Origin of the sequence: Methanobrevibacter sp. (assembly GCF_017410345.1) — an archaeon.
In the GTDB taxonomy this organism is placed as follows: Archaea; Methanobacteriota; Methanobacteria; order Methanobacteriales; family Methanobacteriaceae; genus Methanobrevibacter.
In genome coordinates, this window is the sequence record NZ_JAFQQZ010000003.1 from 14770 (window position 1) to 32268 (window position 17499).

9 protein-coding genes are annotated in these 17499 nt (G+C 31.1%); 2 read left to right on the plus strand and 7 right to left on the minus strand.

Translation table 11 applies throughout. The features are described 5' to 3' along the window. Positions 1 to 674: 674 nt before the first annotated feature. The 6 genes from IJE13_RS00290 to IJE13_RS00315 all read right to left on the minus strand — a co-directional run bounded on the left by IJE13_RS00290 (position 675) and on the right by IJE13_RS00315 (position 7949). Positions 675 to 1370 (minus strand): TOBE domain-containing protein, encoded by a 696-nt coding sequence (locus IJE13_RS00290; protein ID WP_292775665.1) that lies wholly within the window; start codon positions 1368 to 1370, stop codon positions 675 to 677. Positions 1371 to 1522: 152 nt separating this feature from the next. After that, complete coding sequence (locus tag IJE13_RS00295) at positions 1523 to 1870, minus strand: DUF2149 domain-containing protein (RefSeq protein WP_292775686.1); 348 nt, start codon at positions 1868 to 1870, stop codon at positions 1523 to 1525. A gap of 14 nt (positions 1871 to 1884) precedes the next feature. Continuing rightward, positions 1885 to 2526 carry a MotA/TolQ/ExbB proton channel family protein gene (locus tag IJE13_RS00300; RefSeq protein WP_292775668.1) on the minus strand — a complete coding sequence of 214 codons (642 nt, stop codon included), beginning with the start codon at positions 2524 to 2526 and terminating at the stop codon, positions 1885 to 1887. 167 nt (positions 2527 to 2693) lie between these two features. After that, complete coding sequence (locus IJE13_RS00305) at positions 2694 to 3377, minus strand: hypothetical protein (protein ID WP_292775670.1); 684 nt, start codon at positions 3375 to 3377, stop codon at positions 2694 to 2696. A 169-nt stretch (positions 3378 to 3546) separates the two neighbouring features. Beyond that, positions 3547 to 5769 (minus strand): hypothetical protein, encoded by a 2223-nt coding sequence (locus tag IJE13_RS00310; RefSeq protein WP_292775673.1) that lies wholly within the window; start codon positions 5767 to 5769, stop codon positions 3547 to 3549. A gap of 239 nt (positions 5770 to 6008) precedes the next feature. Beyond that, the gene (locus IJE13_RS00315; RefSeq protein WP_292775676.1) at positions 6009 to 7949 is read right to left on the minus strand and encodes a right-handed parallel beta-helix repeat-containing protein; all 1941 of its coding nucleotides are present in this window, start codon (positions 7947 to 7949) and stop codon (positions 6009 to 6011) included. Between the two features lie 757 nt (positions 7950 to 8706). Between IJE13_RS00315 and IJE13_RS00320 the strand changes: the two genes are divergently transcribed. Continuing rightward, positions 8707 to 10761 (plus strand): right-handed parallel beta-helix repeat-containing protein, encoded by a 2055-nt coding sequence (locus IJE13_RS00320; protein WP_292775679.1) that lies wholly within the window; start codon positions 8707 to 8709, stop codon positions 10759 to 10761. Between the two features lie 337 nt (positions 10762 to 11098). Next, positions 11099 to 15439, plus strand: a complete 4341-nt coding sequence (locus IJE13_RS00325) for a right-handed parallel beta-helix repeat-containing protein (protein ID WP_292775681.1) — start codon at positions 11099 to 11101, stop codon at positions 15437 to 15439. A 250-nt stretch (positions 15440 to 15689) separates the two neighbouring features. Here the strand turns inward: IJE13_RS00325 and IJE13_RS00330 are convergent, their stop codons facing one another. Then, entirely contained in the window at positions 15690 to 17213 is a 1524-nt protein-coding gene (locus IJE13_RS00330; protein WP_292775684.1) for a hypothetical protein, read from the minus strand. Between the last annotated feature and the right edge of the window lie 286 nt (positions 17214 to 17499).

The window sequence follows — 17499 nt, forward strand, 5'->3', positions numbered from 1 at the left end:
TATCATACATATAAAAAGACTTTGCTATTAAAATGAAAAGGAAAGATTTATATAAAACAGAATGGCATTTTTTCAAAGAGAAATTAGATTCATAACGATGAAAAATAGAGAAAAATTAAAAAATGTTCAAATTTATTAAGATTTGCATATAAATAATATTAATAAAAATAAAAATCTATATAAATTTAGTTATATAAAAATGAATAATTTACTTCGATATAAAAATATATTCTTATTGATAAATAATGACAAATTAAAATCTCCTTGTAAAATTATTTAAAAAGTATAAAACATCATAAAAATAGTTTTTTTAATAACTAAATTAAGTTTCATATCAATAAATTTTTACAATTTACTAAATATTATAAAAAAATTAAGAATATACTCGTTGACACAACGAACAAAAAAATTAGAAAAATATTAAAGAATAAAAACAGATAACGCTGTTAAAACCCTTTAATTGCAAAAATAAAAGAAAATAGACCAACATGAAAACTATTTATAAAACGATAGAAGGGATTTTGAAAAAAATTTGTTTTATCGAAAAAAATCCTATCCCCAAAATCATGATAAATCATGATAAATTAAAGGGATATTTAAGAAATATGAAAAAACAAGCAAACAAAAAATAAGAATTAACGAATAATGATGAAAAGAAAAAGAATAAAAAAGAATTAATTTAATTTTAAAGTAGCAATCGCAAGAGCCTTAAATCCTATATATACATCTTGGCCTAAAATAAGATCCAACTCTTTGGATGCAGATAAAGTTATATCACTATAGAAAATGACCCCATCCACATCAACCTTAGCACGGATCATATCATCAATAAGAATGAGCTCGACAATTTTCCCTTTAAAATTATTTCGAATGCTGGATTTTTGAGGACTGTTCATAATGAATATGTTATCATAACTGATTAAAGCCAACAAACGGTCTCCTATTTTGTATTTATTGTTTAAAGGAATGGTTATATCAAGAGTTTTCATGCGTATTTTCATAACTCCTTTAGAATAATCAATATCTACAAGCTCCGCTTCCAATTCATTGACTTCACGATGAAGCTCCATGATTGCATTAATCTTCTTGCATTCGCGCAATATCTTTAACCCTTCTTCAGTAAGTTCAGCACTTCCACCACCGCCACTGCCTCCCTTTTGAGTTTCAATTACATTAACATTCAAGGTAGACTCCATCTTTTTAATGTAATTTAAAGCGGTACGGTAGGAAAAGCTGAGCTCATTTGCAGCTGCTCTTATTGAACCTAAATCGTTGATATAATCCAAAAGCAAATACTTTTTCTCATCCAATAGAAAAGAATCCTCACCTATGGTAATCCTATATTCCACACTTGTATTGACATTTGCCATATATACAACTCCAAACACTTTTATGCCATCAAAAATATCATTTAAAGGAGGCAAATTAAAAAATGAATTAAAAGAAAAATTAAAATTTCAATTAAAAAAATAAATTTAGAATAAAAAATAATTAATTAAATATAATTATATTAAATCAATCGTCACTCCTGAACCATTACCAGTTTACCTGTATCAGGATCTCTATAGACCTTTCCGACTTCCGCATAACCTGATTGCTCAAGGGAAGACCCTGCACTTGCATTGCTGGTAAAGTCTTCACCTGTGCTCACTTGAGAAGTGGCTTGCTTTGCCTGTGATTCATGTGTCTTAGCCATCATATCTGGATTGACTTGAAGAGCCATAATGGCAAATATTAAAAATCCTAATGCCAATACCAACATAGCATCTGAAAGGTTTGAAATACCAGTCATAGGATCCTCATCACCATCATCGCTAAAGCGTTTTCTTTTTCTTAACATATTATCACCAGTTTCACTGCCAATTTTCACTGCCAATAACCTAACTAGAATCCATTTAATTTCTCTAAAATCGCCTCTGCAACAGCTTCAGTAGTGGTCAAGTCACTTTCATACCATTGCTTCCTGTATTTGGAAATGACATATCCTATAGCACCAATGGTTAAACCTGTAACTGTAGTGTCAAAAGCAATTGTCAAGGATTGTGCCAAGGTAGTGATGTCACCAGTACCCAAAGCAGAAAGTCCTGGCCCTAATGGTATTAAAGTACCAAGCAAACCGAAAATAGGGCCTAATCTTACTAAAATATCTGTTTTTGAAGTAAGCTTAAGCAAATTGCTCTCTTCCTCTTCAATCAATTTGCTTGCAAATGCCTTTCTTGCATCAGGACCTAAATTATAATTATTTGTTATTTTTACAAGGATGTCCTTTTGTTCCTTATACAATGCACTTGAATCAATAACAGCCTTCAATTCATCAGGACTGCTTGATTTTGATACATTCTGCAACAATGATTCCAAAGCATCGGATTTCAATGGCTTCTTGGTAAACCATTCATTTAAAAATCCTCCTAAGCTTAAAATCGCATATACGAGGAAAATAACTAAAATAATTACAACAGGTGCAAGCAAACTTTCTGAGATTATATGTATAAATGAAGTTAAAATTCCTGTACCTTGAAGTATCATTCTCTCCACCAATTTATTAAATAATTAAATAAATATGAAAATATTTTCTTTATGAATTTGAAAATTATTAATTTGAAAATAATTAATTTGAAAATTATTAATTTAAAAATAATAAGAATATTATTTTCTTTTAATTTTAAAAATTTATAATTTGAAATAATAATACATTATTTTCTTTTAAGTCTTTTTAAGACCCAATCGCTATATAAAACACCTAAAACAAGGATAATGAGAATAACGATTATTGCATACATCACTTGGTAAGTAGGGGTTAGGATTAGAAAAGACTTGAAGATTGAGTAATCTAATTCTCTAACAGAACTAAAAGTCAAAGCCAAAATCAGCAAGAATATAAATTCCAAAAACATATATTCCCCGATTACAGCATAATATGGCCTTTTAGCCTTGTTGAATATTTTAGAAATTTTATAAACCAAAAGCAGAACTATAATGGATAAAATAGCTAATTCCAATGAATTTAAAACTAAATTATCTGATTTTAAGCATAATGACAATGCTCCAATTGATATGAATGAAGATAAAACAGTGCCGTAGAATACAATCCTATCATTTTCAATACCATGATTCCTGCCAAAGCTAACAAAGCGTATTGCAAGTATTAGAACCAATAAGCTAACGAATCCTAAAACATATGGCATGAATGGAATCACATATTCCCCTAAGTTTAAAGAGGATGATATGAATGATAAAATAAATACTATCGCACCATAAATCAAGACAAATGGAATAAATTTATTTTTATTAAAATCGTACTTTTTAACTAAAAAGGCAATATTGGTAACGAATAATAAAATAAAAACAATTAGATATTCAAAAATCAAATCCATCATAGCATATCACATTTTAGTTTAATTAATAATATATTTTTAAATGTGATTATATAAACATATCGATAAGGAATTTAAGAGAAAAAATGAAAAAAAGAAGAATTTGATAATGAATTTCTTATTAAAATAAAAAAGAAAACTAAAAAGAAAATGGAAAAGAAATTGAGAAAATTTATTTCACAACTGCTTTTCCCTTTACGCTAATTGCTTTAAAGGTATTGTCTCCTGCAAATTTGGCAGTGAATTTATAGCTTTTCCTTTTATTCAATTTAACTTTCACAACAGCAATTCCTTTTGAATTGGTTTTTGCTGTGTATGTTTTTCCATTGATCCTAAAGTTTATTTTCTTGCCTTTAATAGCCTTTCCCTTCGGACTTAGGAATTTGGCAGCCAAGGTCTTTTTCTTTGATTTGAGCTTGAATTTCTTATTTGAGACTTTCAATTTGGCTTTAACCGGATTTACCTTAATCTTGTATGACCTAAAGGTTGCATCATAATTATTGTCTCCTAAGAAACAAGCCACAATAGTGTAAGTTCCCTTTTTAGCTAAATTAATCTGTAATTTAACATACCCATTTTTATCTGTTGTCCTATAGTAATTCTTTCCATTGAAGTTAATAATTATCCTTTTATTAACTAAGGCTTTTGAATTGGAATCTGTTAATCTGATTTGGAAGTACTTTCCAATCTTTCCATCCTTGCTGTAAACTGTTGTAGTTGTCATATCCTTAGAAACCAACACAGTCTTATTTCTTGTAATTGTTGCATTAGGAACTGCAGACCCATTGCCTTGAGAATCAGATTCCTTAATGATCATATTTATCCAGAAAGTAGGGGAGATATATTGCCCATTGGACTTGATTAGTTTCAATTGGATAAATTCATCAGGATTTGTTATGTTGAATCCCCAATTGTTATTGTCTATACTTCCATCCCCAAATACAATAGCTTCAAATAAGGTGCCAGATGCAGAATATAAAGTGAAGTTATTGATTTCTAAATTACATTCTTCCAAAGTTGAATCCTTTATCGCCTTAAGGAACCTTTCCAAGGTTTCATTTTCTATAATCAACTCAGGCCTTTCCAATATTGAAGCAGACACTTGAAGATTGGAACCTAAATAATAAATGGAAGCATCCCCATAATTCTTTAAGAAACTGGAATTGAAGATAGACATGTTTTCAACGAATTTGCTTGCAAAAATAGCTCCCCCATAAGCATCATTTTGCATAAGAACTCCTCTTAATCCTAAAGCGACATTTTCTTCAAACTCGCAGTTGCTTATTTCCATATTGAAAACATTTTGACCTAAATAAATTGCTCCAGCATCTCCAACAGCATAATTATTGATAAATTTGGAGTTGTTTATTGAAAAATTATTAATCGCCTTCAAGTAGATTGCTCCACCGTAGGTATGGGATATGCAATTAATGAAACTGCAGTTATCAATCCTTCCATTGTTTCCAACCCAATGAATAGCTCCCCCTAATCCATCAGCCAAATATGTTTGCTCTTCACCATGCAATGTCCATGCAAATTTTGATATTGCTGAATTGTTGATGAAAATGGAATTTGAAATGGAATTATTGAATCCTTTCAACCAAATAGCTCCTCCTGAAGATGCAGTTTCATAATTGTAACCTGTATTGTTTATGAAAGTGCAATTGTCTATTACTGCATTGTTGGATATTAAGTAAATTGCTGGACCATCAGTATGGTGACAGCTGGACTTATTAGCTATATTGTTTAAGAATTTTGTGTTTAAGATTTTAGCATTATCTCCGAAGCAACTTAATGCAGAGCCTAATTCCCCATTTATTGAGTTTTCAAAGATACAATTATCTATGGTTACATTCCCATCATTGATTGAAACTGACATTCCATGGGAATTGGCAAACCTGATGTTTTTAATCAATACATTTGGAGATCTTATATCCAATATTTGAGTTAAGAACTTAGCGTCAAGCGTAGCACCAGAATCATCTCCAACAATATTTAAAGTCTTATTGATGATTATTTTAGAATCACCTGAATAAAGTCCCTTGAGAATAACTGTATCATTTTCATTGGCTTGATCAAATAGATTTTGAATGACAGTGAAATCATCCCCACTCTCTGAAGTGAGCATATCTTCAGAGTGATGATATGAACTTATTTGATCATTTAAATCCTCATTCTCTAAATCTGAATCAGAAATAGAATTACCAAATTCAGAAGTATAAACAGCCCCCCAATCTGAATCTGAAATTTCAGAATTTTCAACTATTGTATTATCATCATAATTTATATCGATTAAATCATTAGAATTATTTGAAGCAGAAACTAATCCCAAACTTAAAATTAGAATGAAAATTAATGATATTGATAATAATAATCTATTAAAATTTATTTTCATGATTTCTCTACCCTATTTGTTAGTATAATTAATATTAGATATATTTAAATCGATATATAAATTTTAGTTAATCGAAGATGATTATTAAAATAAAAATTTTAAAAATGCCCAAAAAATAGAAAAATCTAAAAAAATTAAAAAAAGCTATAAAAAAATAAAGTATTTTAAAAAAAAGTAAAAAATTAAAAAATTAAAAAAATTAAGAAATAAAGGTGTTCAAAGCTTTTGACAAGCTTGAACTATTCTTTCATCATCTCAATAATATCTTCACGGTAGTATAATCCTATGACAAGTATTATTAAAATCACTAATCCGCCAACACCAATAACTCTGAATGTTTCATCATCAATGGATAATGTTTTGGCAGATGCACTTTCAGGAACACTGGAACTTGGTGATGGACCTGCTGAGGATGATGCAGAAACACCTGCACTGCCTGAGCTTCCAGATAACACTCCATTGGAATTGATTGAATAATCCCCTGAAGATAGTCCAGAATCACCGGAACCTGATTGGTTTTGGGAATTAGCATGGCTTGGATTATTTTGAGAATCTGCATTTGAATTTCTTTTTGAATTTGAACTCAATGCCTTCAACAATTCATTATAGAAACTTTCATAATAATCCATTTCTTCAGAATCCACTTGGTCAAATTGACCCCACTGGCTGAATTGCCTATTATCCTCACCTACATTAAGAGAAGAACTTGAGCTTCCCTTTCCTCCAGCACCTGAACCAATATCCAAATACGCAACAGAATTGATGAAATTAACAGTATAAGAACGACCATTAACAGTTAGAACAGCTGAAAAATTAGGCAATCCAGAAACGGCATTGCCGTACCTGTCAACAACTGAGAAATAATATTTGCTTCCGCTTTGGCGAGAGCGAATGTTAAATCCATATTTCATTCCAACCCTATAACACCTATTCTTTGCAAAGTTCTTTCCAATGCTTACAGCTTTATCACCCTTATTTTGCAAATCCAATACGCCATTATATGAGAAGAAGTTGTTTTCCAAAGTGAAATTGCCCTTGGTTCCCATGAAATCATAATCGAACAAGACCCCCACTCGACTGTTGCCGGTTACAAGATTCTTGTTAAAGGTAAAGTCATTGATCCAACCTTGTATGATAACACCATCACCATTGTCGCTGATTGTATTGTTGATGATTGACACATTATTTACTGAATAAGGAAAATCAATAGCTGTATACCATTTTCTTATTGTATTTCCTTTCATCAATACGTTGCAAGCATCCTTGCCGAAGTATATGGCAGTGCCTTCTACACGCTTATCATTGGAAATTATGTTGTTGTTGAGTATACTGATTCCCTTTTTGCTGCTAATGCCCTTTAAATTGATTCCAATATTATTCCCGTTATTTGGTGTAATGTTATTCTTGGAAATAGTCACTCCACCAGATTTGGAAATATCTATTGCAATTTTAAAGCTTGAAAAGACATTGTTACTTATAGTGGAATCGTAAACATCATTGAAAACTATCCCATTCCGTTTTGTAGATATTTTATTTCCAGAGATTCTAATTCCTGAAACATCACTTGCATCTACAAAGGAACCGACCAGATTAGTGGTAAAACCGCTAATGTTTGTTCCAGACCCTCCTGACAATATAGTAAATACAGGAATATTGAAGATATTAGTAATCAATGTGCCAGATTTACTTATAATGTTTAAAGGCTTTGAAATCTTCAAATAGATATTTTCATAGGAGGAACCTGTAAACTGAATAGTGCTTCCAGCTGCCACATCATCGATAAGATTCTGAATATATTCATTGATGGAACCATCATAGGAACTTGCATCTTTGATTATAATGGTTTGTGGACCTTTCAATAAAGAAGCAGAACTGTCTGATTGGGTTAATAAAACATCATTATCGATTTTGCTAGAATCGTCAGTTGAACTTAAGATATCCTTGGATTTCTTATTATTTGAATTTCCAGATACATCTGAAATCTCTGCAATGGAATCTGATGAATAATCAATATTGGACTCATCATTAATGGTCTCATCTAAAATATCACTATCAATAACTTCATCTTGAGAACTGATAGAATCTGATGAAACATCCACAGATAAATCCGATAAATCATTATCTTCAGTTGCAACTGCAGATCCAAGACTTGTGAAGAATATTAAGATAATAAAAATCATTAATATTCTCTTCCTAATACATTTCACCTCCCACAAAAATATAGAAATATGAATTAATTTTAATTTTTACTGTCTAATAATGAACCAATATTCATATCACGAAAAGATCAAGAGTAAATTATATAATTATAATGATGAAAATAATTTTTTATTTCTGATAATTTTCGAAATATAAATTTATTATGAACAGTAATTTATTATTTAAAATATAAATAAGTTTCTAAAAATGAATAGAATTCAAAATTATAAAAAAATAAATTACTCGAATATAAATTAAATGCATAAACATACGAAAATTGAATAGATTATCAAATAAAAATTAAAAAATTATTAAAAATCTACTAAAAAATTACAAAAGAAATATCAATGCGAAATTAAATTTATTTCATTTAAATTCATTTAAAAAACTTAAAAAGCAAAAAATTAGAAATAAATTAAAAAATATATAAAATATAACTTTTTTTAATAAAATAACTAATATTTAGCAAAGTAAAAAACAAAATTAGAAAAATAATAAATAAAAAAATAAACGATAAACTTTATATTACATATCGATAATAAATATACATACTAATATGAAATATTTTATTTGCAAAAACTATCTAAAGTTTAAAACCTTAGAAAAAAATTTTTTGCAAATACAAATACCGATGTTATTTCTCATAAAATTGAAAATGAGAAGACATTGAGAAAAAACATTGATATTAGTGCAATTTACTAAATTTCTTTTAAAAAAGGAAAAATAAGGAGAAAAAATATGAATAAAAAGATAATCTTATCTCTTCTTGCAGTATTCATAGTTGCAATTTCTCTTTCCGCAGTATCTGCAGCGGATGATGTGGCTGTAGATGATGTCATAACTGATGCAGGAATTGGCGAAGTTGTAGCTGTAGAAGAACCTGCAGCAGCAGATGATGCAGTATTGGCAGATGGTGAGGAAAAGACCGGCGATGATATACAAACTTTAATCGATAATGCTGAAGATGGAGGAGAAGTAGACTTAGGTGTAGACCAAGTTTATAATGTAGCAGATGGAAAAATTTTCAATATTACTAAGAAAGTTACCGTAAAAGGTACCAATGTTGTCATTAAAGCAAGTGGTGCTTCCCAAGGCGGATCTGGTGCACTTTTCATTGCAAATGTAGCTGGAACCGGATTTGACGGAATCACATTCATCAACACTGACGGTAAAAAAACATACGGCCAACAAGTTTCAGGTTATGCTATCCAATTAGCTATTGAAAACGGTACTGTAAACAACTGTAAATTCCTCGATTGGGGTAGCGGTGTTTACGGTAGAGGAGCAGCATTCTGTAACATTACAAACTCTTACTTCAACGGTTCTTCTGAAAAAGTAACCAATGGAGGAACAAAAGAATACGGTACCAAAGCAATTAACCTTATGGGTTCCCACGATATCACAGTAAAAGATTGTACCTTTGAAGGACAAGTTCTTGACGGTATTTCCATTGCAAGTAACTCCGGTAACAACATAATGACCGACAACACTTTCATCGAAAACTGTTACGCTATCTACTTCGGTGGAGCTTCCACCCAAGGATGTGTTATTGCAAACAACTCATTCATCAGATGCGGATGGTGTGAAGATGCAGAAGGAAATGTAATCTTTAAAGATTTACCTGTAATCAGTACTCAAAAAGCAGCAAACGGGTATATCATTGCAGACAACACTATTGAAGCTACTGAAGGATCTATCTTCATGAAAGCTGAATCAGGTAACACTGCACACGGATACCCAAGTGCTATCGGTGACATTAACATCACTGGAAACACTTTAACCGTAGCTGAAGGTGCTAACCCAGCAACCATTACCTTCATGTACATTTTAAGTAACCAAGGACAATTAAGCCCATATGCACCTATTAACATTAGTGGAAACACTATTGCAGAAGGAGTAACTCCTGTAACTGTATGGTATGCTGACTGGGGTAGTGAAACTGACCCTGTTTTCCCTGCAGCTGATCCAGTAGCTACTTCCATAATCATTAAAGACATTTCAACTGCAACCAAAAAAGTAACTATTGAATTGGTAGATGTAAACGGTGTAGCACAAGCTGGAAAAGAAATTAGCTACTCTATCAACGGTGGAGCAACCCAAACTGGTGAAACCGACGCAGACGGTCTTTTAACTATTGATGTAGCTGAAGATGGTGTAATTGCTCTTGCATTTGCTGGAGATGAAGAACTCAAAGCAGCAGAAACCAGCATTAACTTTGCAAGTACTGCAGTTAAAACTACTCCAACCATTACTGCTAGTGCAATGACTGCTACTGCAAAAATTGCTAAATACTACACAATTACCTTAAAAGATTCCACTGGTAAAGCATTGGTTGGTGAAAGCGTAACCTTCTACTTTAATGGAAAAACCACTACTGTAAAAACCGATGAAAACGGTAAAGCAAAACTTAGCATCAATGTTGCAACCAAAGGAAACTACCAAATTGCTGTATCTTATTTAGGTAATGATAAAAACAATGCAGTTACAACAGCTAAAAACATTAAAGTAAATGTACAAGCTACCAAAGCTACCTTCAAGAAAGCTACTTTAAAAGTGAAAAAAGTTAAAAGCGTAAAATTCACTCTTAAAGATTCCAAAGGTAAAGCTATCAAAGGTAAAAAAATTACCATTAAAGTAAATGGTAAAACATTCAGCGCTAAAACCAACGCTAAAGGTGTAGCTACAATCAAAGTAAAAGTAACTAAAAAAGGTAAATTCTTAGCAACCGCTAAATTTGCAGGTGACAACACCTACAAAGCAATTACCAAAAAAGCATACTTTACTGTAAAATAAATTAACTGATTTTGAAAAGTAATTAAATTACTTTTCTCTTTTTTATTTTTTAAAACATCCAAAAACTAATGACTCTTTTTAATAGATCTTATCTGATAATTGAAGCAGGACCCATTTCAAAAATTATAACAATTGTTAATCAAATTAAGAAAAAATTTATAAAAATGAAATGCACATAAATTCATATAGATAGTTATATAATTAGAAAATTTATCAAATAAATTAAAAAGAACAAGATATTTATAAAGCAAAATATTAGTTATTTAATTAAATAAAGTAGGGAAAGAGAATGAAAAGAAAAAATATACTATTAATTTCTTTATTTTTAATAATTGCATTGATTAACACAGGAATAGTCTATGCCGAAGATTTTGAAGAAGTTAATATCAGTGATAGTTTAGACGAAAATTTAGAGATTATCGATAATAAAGATATTGATAATCAGAATTACATAAGCCAAGAAAATGCAATAGATGATGAAAGCATTTCAGGCAATGCTGCTTATGATGAGGAATCGTTAAAAAGTTCCAATTCAGATGCAAATACTTTACAATCAACATCTTATGTAGATGGAAAAGCATATAACCAAATGTCAAATCCCACTATTCAAACTGCAATAGACAATGCAAATGATGGAGATACAATCATCATCACTGGAACTGCATATGTTCACTGCCATTTTATAGTCAATAAAAAATTAACAATCATCAGTGAAGTGGGAACTACAATGAGCCCTTGCCCATCCAATACAGATGGATCTGGCGCACATGGAATATTCTACATAAGCCCTGAAGCAAGCGAGACTGTAATAAAAGGATTCAAATTATTGGGAAATGATCAATATTCCAGAGAAAACGACTATGGAATCTATATTAAAGGAGCAAGCAATGTCCAAATAGTCAATTGTTCAATAAGCACTGAAATTGCAGACGGAATAAGAGTGGCAAACGCTACAAATACACAGATTACAGATTCCATCATAAAGGATTCAAATATTGGAATAAACATTGTAGACAGCACTAAAACAATCATAAGGAACAATAATATCACAAACAATACCAAAACAGGTATCAATATCTCTGGCAGCACAAAAAACACAACAATCGATACAAACAACATTACCTATAACCAAGGTAGAGGAATAAGCATAACTACAGCAGATTACATTTACATATTGAATAACTTCATAGCATTTAACCAAAAAGATGGAAGCGGTGCAGGTGTCTATGTAAACTGCAATATCACTAAAATCGAAATTTTAGGAAACTTGTTTAGACAAAATGGCCAATATGGTGTTTTAAATGACTACCGTACAAAAAACATGGACTGGCAAAATGGGGCAGACAAATTGGAAGTGGTTAACAATAATTATTTCATGGGACATACTGAAAGAACCGTTTACCATATTGAATACAAAGAGGATCCTGAAGGACAATACACCTATGATAGTGCGACAGATACCTATACTTATGTAGGGCCGGGAAACGGAAACTATGAACTTGATAAAAACACAGTATATCTAGCATATGCATACCTTATAGATGAAACCATCTGTGGTGCCACCCTTTATAAACCTCCAAACATCGGTTGGAACACTGAAAATCGTAACCTTCAAATAAGTGAAATCACTCAAGTCAAAAAGGGAACCTATCAGGTGTCCATAACAGATGCAAAAGGAAATGTTGCAACAGATTTAAGTTCAATTTATGTCACCTTCTACTTGAATAAAAACAATACCGAATCCCTACCTCAAGAAGGAGACATTTTTAAAACCGTTTTAATGAAAAATGGTGTTGCAACAGTCAGCTTTAGTGAGAAAGATTATCTTGAAAGCGGAAACGTATTGCTTGCAGTATTCCCTGGACTTGTTGGAAAGACAACTGTTGACCCTCATGCTAGTTTCAATATAGCTGATGACCAGCTTCCTAAAGATAGCATAAACACTAAAATAACCGTTTCCAACATGAACACTTATCCAAACTCTGGAGCAAGCTTTACAGCTACAATAAGAGATGAATATGGAAACCCATTAGCAGGCAAAACAATCAAAATTAGCTTAAATGGAAACACATACACAAGAACTACAGATGCAAATGGAAAAGTGAGCATTCCAATTAAACTATCCAGTGAAAAAACTTACACAATAACCGTAAGCTTCAATGGAGATGAGGAATACAATGTAAGCAGTGCAAAGGCAAGCATTGCAGTTAAAAGAACTGGTCAAAAAATAATCAGCTCAAACAAATCCTTTGCCCCAAATAAAGTCAGTTACTACCCCTTTACCTTAAAAGACCAAAACAATAAGGTAATTGCAAATAAAAACGTCAAAGTAACAATTAACAAAAAAACATACACTGTAAAGACAAACAGCAAGGGAATAGCTAAAGTAAAAATCAAATTGGCTAAGAAGAAAACATATAAGATCACTATAAAATCTGCAAAAACAAACAAGTATAAAGCTGTAACAAAAACAAACAAGATAACAATTAAAGTATTAAAGCAAAAAATAGTCAGCAAAAATGTAAAATATGCTCCAAAAACAGTGAATTACTATAGCATTACCTTAAAGGACCAAAACAATATTGCAATAGCCAATAAGAAAATCACTGTAAAAATCGGAACAAAAACATACAATAAGAAAACCAATAAAAATGGAATCGTGAAAATCAAAATCAATTATTCCAAGAAAAAAACATATAAGGTAGTGATAAAGTCTCCAAAGACAAAACAGTACAAGGCTATTTCAAAAACAAATAAGATAACAATAACCAGTTTGAACCAAAAGATAATCAGTTCAAACAAGAAATACACTCCAAAGGTAGATGCATATTATAGCATTACTCTAAAGGACCAAAACAATAAGGCAATTGCAAACAAGAAAGTCAAATTCACACTTAACTCAAAAACATACACTGTAAAGACAAACAGCAAGGGAATAGCTAAAATAAAGATTAGCTTGACTGGAGATAAAGTATACACTTTAAAGATCAGTTCTCCTAAAACAAGCCAATATAAAGCCATTTCAAAAACCAATAGGATTACAGTGGAAAGGGGAACTCCTAAGCTTGTCGCTTATGACAGGACTTTTTCAAATAATACTGATGAAGAATATTCTGTATATTTAAGTGATTATGCAGGAAAAGGATTGTCTGGTGAAAAGATAAGATTTGAATTGGATTGTGAAAACTATACTGCTGTTACAGATGCCAACGGCATGGCAAAGTTTAATGTGAATATTGCAAATCCTGGCACATATCAAATAATCAGCAAATTCTTGGGAAACACTCTTAATAAGGCAATTAGCCTTAGCAATATAATCACTATCAAAGATGCTGTCAATACAAAATATATTGACAATGGTCTTCCTAATGCTGAAATCCAAAAGATAATTGACAATTCAAAAAATGAGGATACAATTGAATTCTTAGGAGACAATTATAACAACATCAAATTGAATGTCAATAAGGAGTTGAACATTAAATCTGAGATTGGCACCATATTGAATGGGGCATCAAACAGCCCTGTATTTAGCATAAACTCAAATAATGTCAATGTTTCAAACTTTATAATCAATCCTAAGGAATCTGATGGAATACTAATCAATGGCTCTAAAGACATCAATATATTGAACAATAGCATTGCCAATTCATTAAACCAATCCAAAATCAATGATTATAATAATGGAAGCACTATGATGCCTGGAACTGGAATAAGAATATTGAACAGTGAAAATATCCTAATCAGTGAAAATATCATTAAATCATTTGAAAACGGCTTATACAATGAATATTCAAACAATTTATCCATTAAAGACAATGAAATCAGCTTAAGCAATTATGGAATCACATATGGATATGGATCCTCTAATACAGAAATCAGAAACAACCAAATCATCGATAATATTGGTTGGTATATAATGGATGTTCCAGAAGGGCCAAGAGGATATGGAATATTCCTCAACAACTCTGCAGTAAACATTACAATTGACAGTAACAATATCAGCAATAACTATATCGGAATCTCACTTGATTCCAATTACAGTACTGGAATAGTCATTACAAGCAATCTGATTGCAGACAATTCACTTGAAGGCATAAGATTCAATGCAGGATACGACTTGGCTCAGGATGCAATAGAACCTATTGTAACAAGCAATGCAATCTATAGAAATGCTGAAGGGCCAAGCATGATGATTCTTGGTGAAATGAGTGCAAATCCATTTGGAATCTATGGGCCTGGTGCTGAAGATGAAAACCTAAGACTAAGAATCGGCCCTAACTGGTACGGTGTAAACAGCCTTAGAACCTGGGATAACGATACTGGAATCACTGGCGTAGGAACAATGTGCCCAAGAATAAAGACAAGCGAAATCAAATTTGAAACATTCGAATCAGAAACTCCTGGAACTTACGTGATTAATTTCAAAAAGGACGGGGAACTTGATACAAGTCTTGCAAGTTTTGACATTTATGCTACATTGAATAGAGGTACAGATAAGGAAACTGAAGTTCATTTCTATGTAATCAATGGAACTGGAAGATTCAGTTTTGATAAGGGGAATTATTTAGACTCCGATAATAAAATTGAAATATCTGTTGGTTCCTTGATAAACATAGTGGATAGACTTTACTCTGTTGTCTACAAATATGAGGTTCCAGAAAACGAGATTCCAGTTTAAATAGCAATAATCATTTAAAATAATATAAATAAAAAATATTTATTATTTTTTATTTTTTTCTTTTTTTATCAAGTTTTATAATAATTACTTCGTTTATAATAACTATTTGTTTAATTATCCTATTTTTAAAATAAAAATAGTAAAAATAATAAAAATACTGATAGTAAAATAGTAAAATAGTAAAATAGTAAGAAAAAATAAAAAATTTTAGTCATTTAGACTAAAAATAATAAAAAAATAAAAATTTAAATTAATTTGACCTATCTCTTTTTCTCAATAATCCAAATGCAAATATTAGCAAAACAATAATGAAAACTAATATGTATCGGATATCAAAAGATTTTTGACTAATAGGATCCTCTTCAAATAATTCAACCATTTTCTTATTATTGGAATTCTCACTAACAAATGTGGAATTCACTTCATCTGATTCAATAGCTGATTTGCTTAATGTGGATTTTGATTGATTGTTCAATAAGTTACTTGAAAAACCATTTGACTGATTGCCCAAAGAATCTTTCAAATCTGTTCCGGTATTTGATTTCCCATTAGAACTGCCTGCATCAGTTTTATTGTCATCAAATTTCAATCCACTATCGCTTGAATTGAAACGTTTGAAATGATCATCATAATCCCTGCCATAATAATCCTGCAAAATATCAGAGTATCTGTTTAACAATGAAAAGTCCAATAAGTCAAATAAACCCATATTTTGATTAGTTCTAGTTGGTTTTATCCTTTTTGAAACATTATTAGGATCCAAAATAGAAGAATCGGTTGGGTCTTCATCTCCCCAATTGTTATCATTGAACTTAGGGAACAAATACTTTGCATCAGGCCATTTAACAAATACCTCTTTTCCTAAAGGAGAGGAATTATTTGTTATGATGTTATCATGCACGTTTATGACTGTTGTAGCATTGAACATTGGCTGTTGAATATAAAATGAACCTCCAGTTTCGCCAGCTGTATTGTTTAAAATAATCGAATTTGTGAGGTTAAGGTTTCCAGAAACCATTATGGCTCCACCATTTGTGCCTGCTGTATTGTTGATGAAGATGCATCTGTCAAGACTGGAGTTTCCAGCCCAACTGTAATAGGCACCAGCCCACTCATCTGCATGATTATACATAAAAATACAATCTTGAACATTACCATATCCAAAAATGCTCACACGAATAGCTCCACCATCACGACGAGCAGAGTTATTGATGAATACAGAATTATAAATGTCTGATTTTGCATAACAGGTAGTTACTGCACCTCCATCATGGTCTGCATGATTGCCTATGAATAGAGAATTGTTTACAAGCAAATAGCTTCTATCCGTTTCATTTCCATAGTTTGAAATAGCCCCTCCATTGGTAACATTTAATGCTGTGTTGTTAATGAAGATGCAATTGTCAACATAAGCATTACCTGTTTCAATGCAGATTCCACCACCGAAATTACCTGTTTTCCCATTGGTAATGGTTAAGTTATTAAATTTGGCAGTTATGCCAATGTCTTGAATGAAGAATATGCTTGACAATTCTTCACCATCGATAATGACTTCACGTGGGTCTCCATAGCCTTGCAGAGAAATGTTTTTAGTGATATTGATTCCATGAACCTTATATGTGCCAGGTTCAATTAGGATTGTATCTCCATTATTTGCATTTTTTATTCTGCTAATCAATTCCTGTGAAGATTCATCTGAATTCTGGAGATAATTAGAGTCCTTAAGAGTTGAATCTGAACTAGAAATACTAGGAGATTCAGTAATAGGATCCAAATCATTTATCTCTAAATCAAAACTGTTTTCATAAGCTAAATCTTCATTAAGAATATTATCATCAATAGTTTCTGCATTAATTGAAGGAACAGTAATCAGAAAAATTAATAATAAGCTAAATGATATCCATTTAACTTTATCTTTTATTTATACACCTCCCTACAAATCGATTACTCGAATTAAAATCAATTTAATTAAATTATATCAATAGTATTATCTTTATTATTTTTCAATATATAATATTTTTCATAACGAAGACAATTATAAAAAATAAAAAAGAATAAAA

Bases quoted from the DNA above. Each gene is read 5' to 3' on its own strand.
- IJE13_RS00315 (WP_292775676.1), bottom strand. From the start codon at position 7,949: ATGATTTTTATTATCTTAATATTCTTCACAAGTCTTGGATCTGCAGTT.
- IJE13_RS00320 (WP_292775679.1), top strand. From the start codon at position 8,707: ATGAATAAAAAGATAATCTTATCTCTTCTTGCAGTATTCATAGTTGCA.
- IJE13_RS00300 (WP_292775668.1), bottom strand. From the start codon at position 2,526: ATGATACTTCAAGGTACAGGAATTTTAACTTCATTTATACATATAATC.
- IJE13_RS00290 (WP_292775665.1), bottom strand. From the start codon at position 1,370: ATGGCAAATGTCAATACAAGTGTGGAATATAGGATTACCATAGGTGAG.
- IJE13_RS00305 (WP_292775670.1), bottom strand. From the start codon at position 3,377: ATGATGGATTTGATTTTTGAATATCTAATTGTTTTTATTTTATTATTC.
- IJE13_RS00310 (WP_292775673.1), bottom strand. From the start codon at position 5,769: ATGAAAATAAATTTTAATAGATTATTATTATCAATATCATTAATTTTC.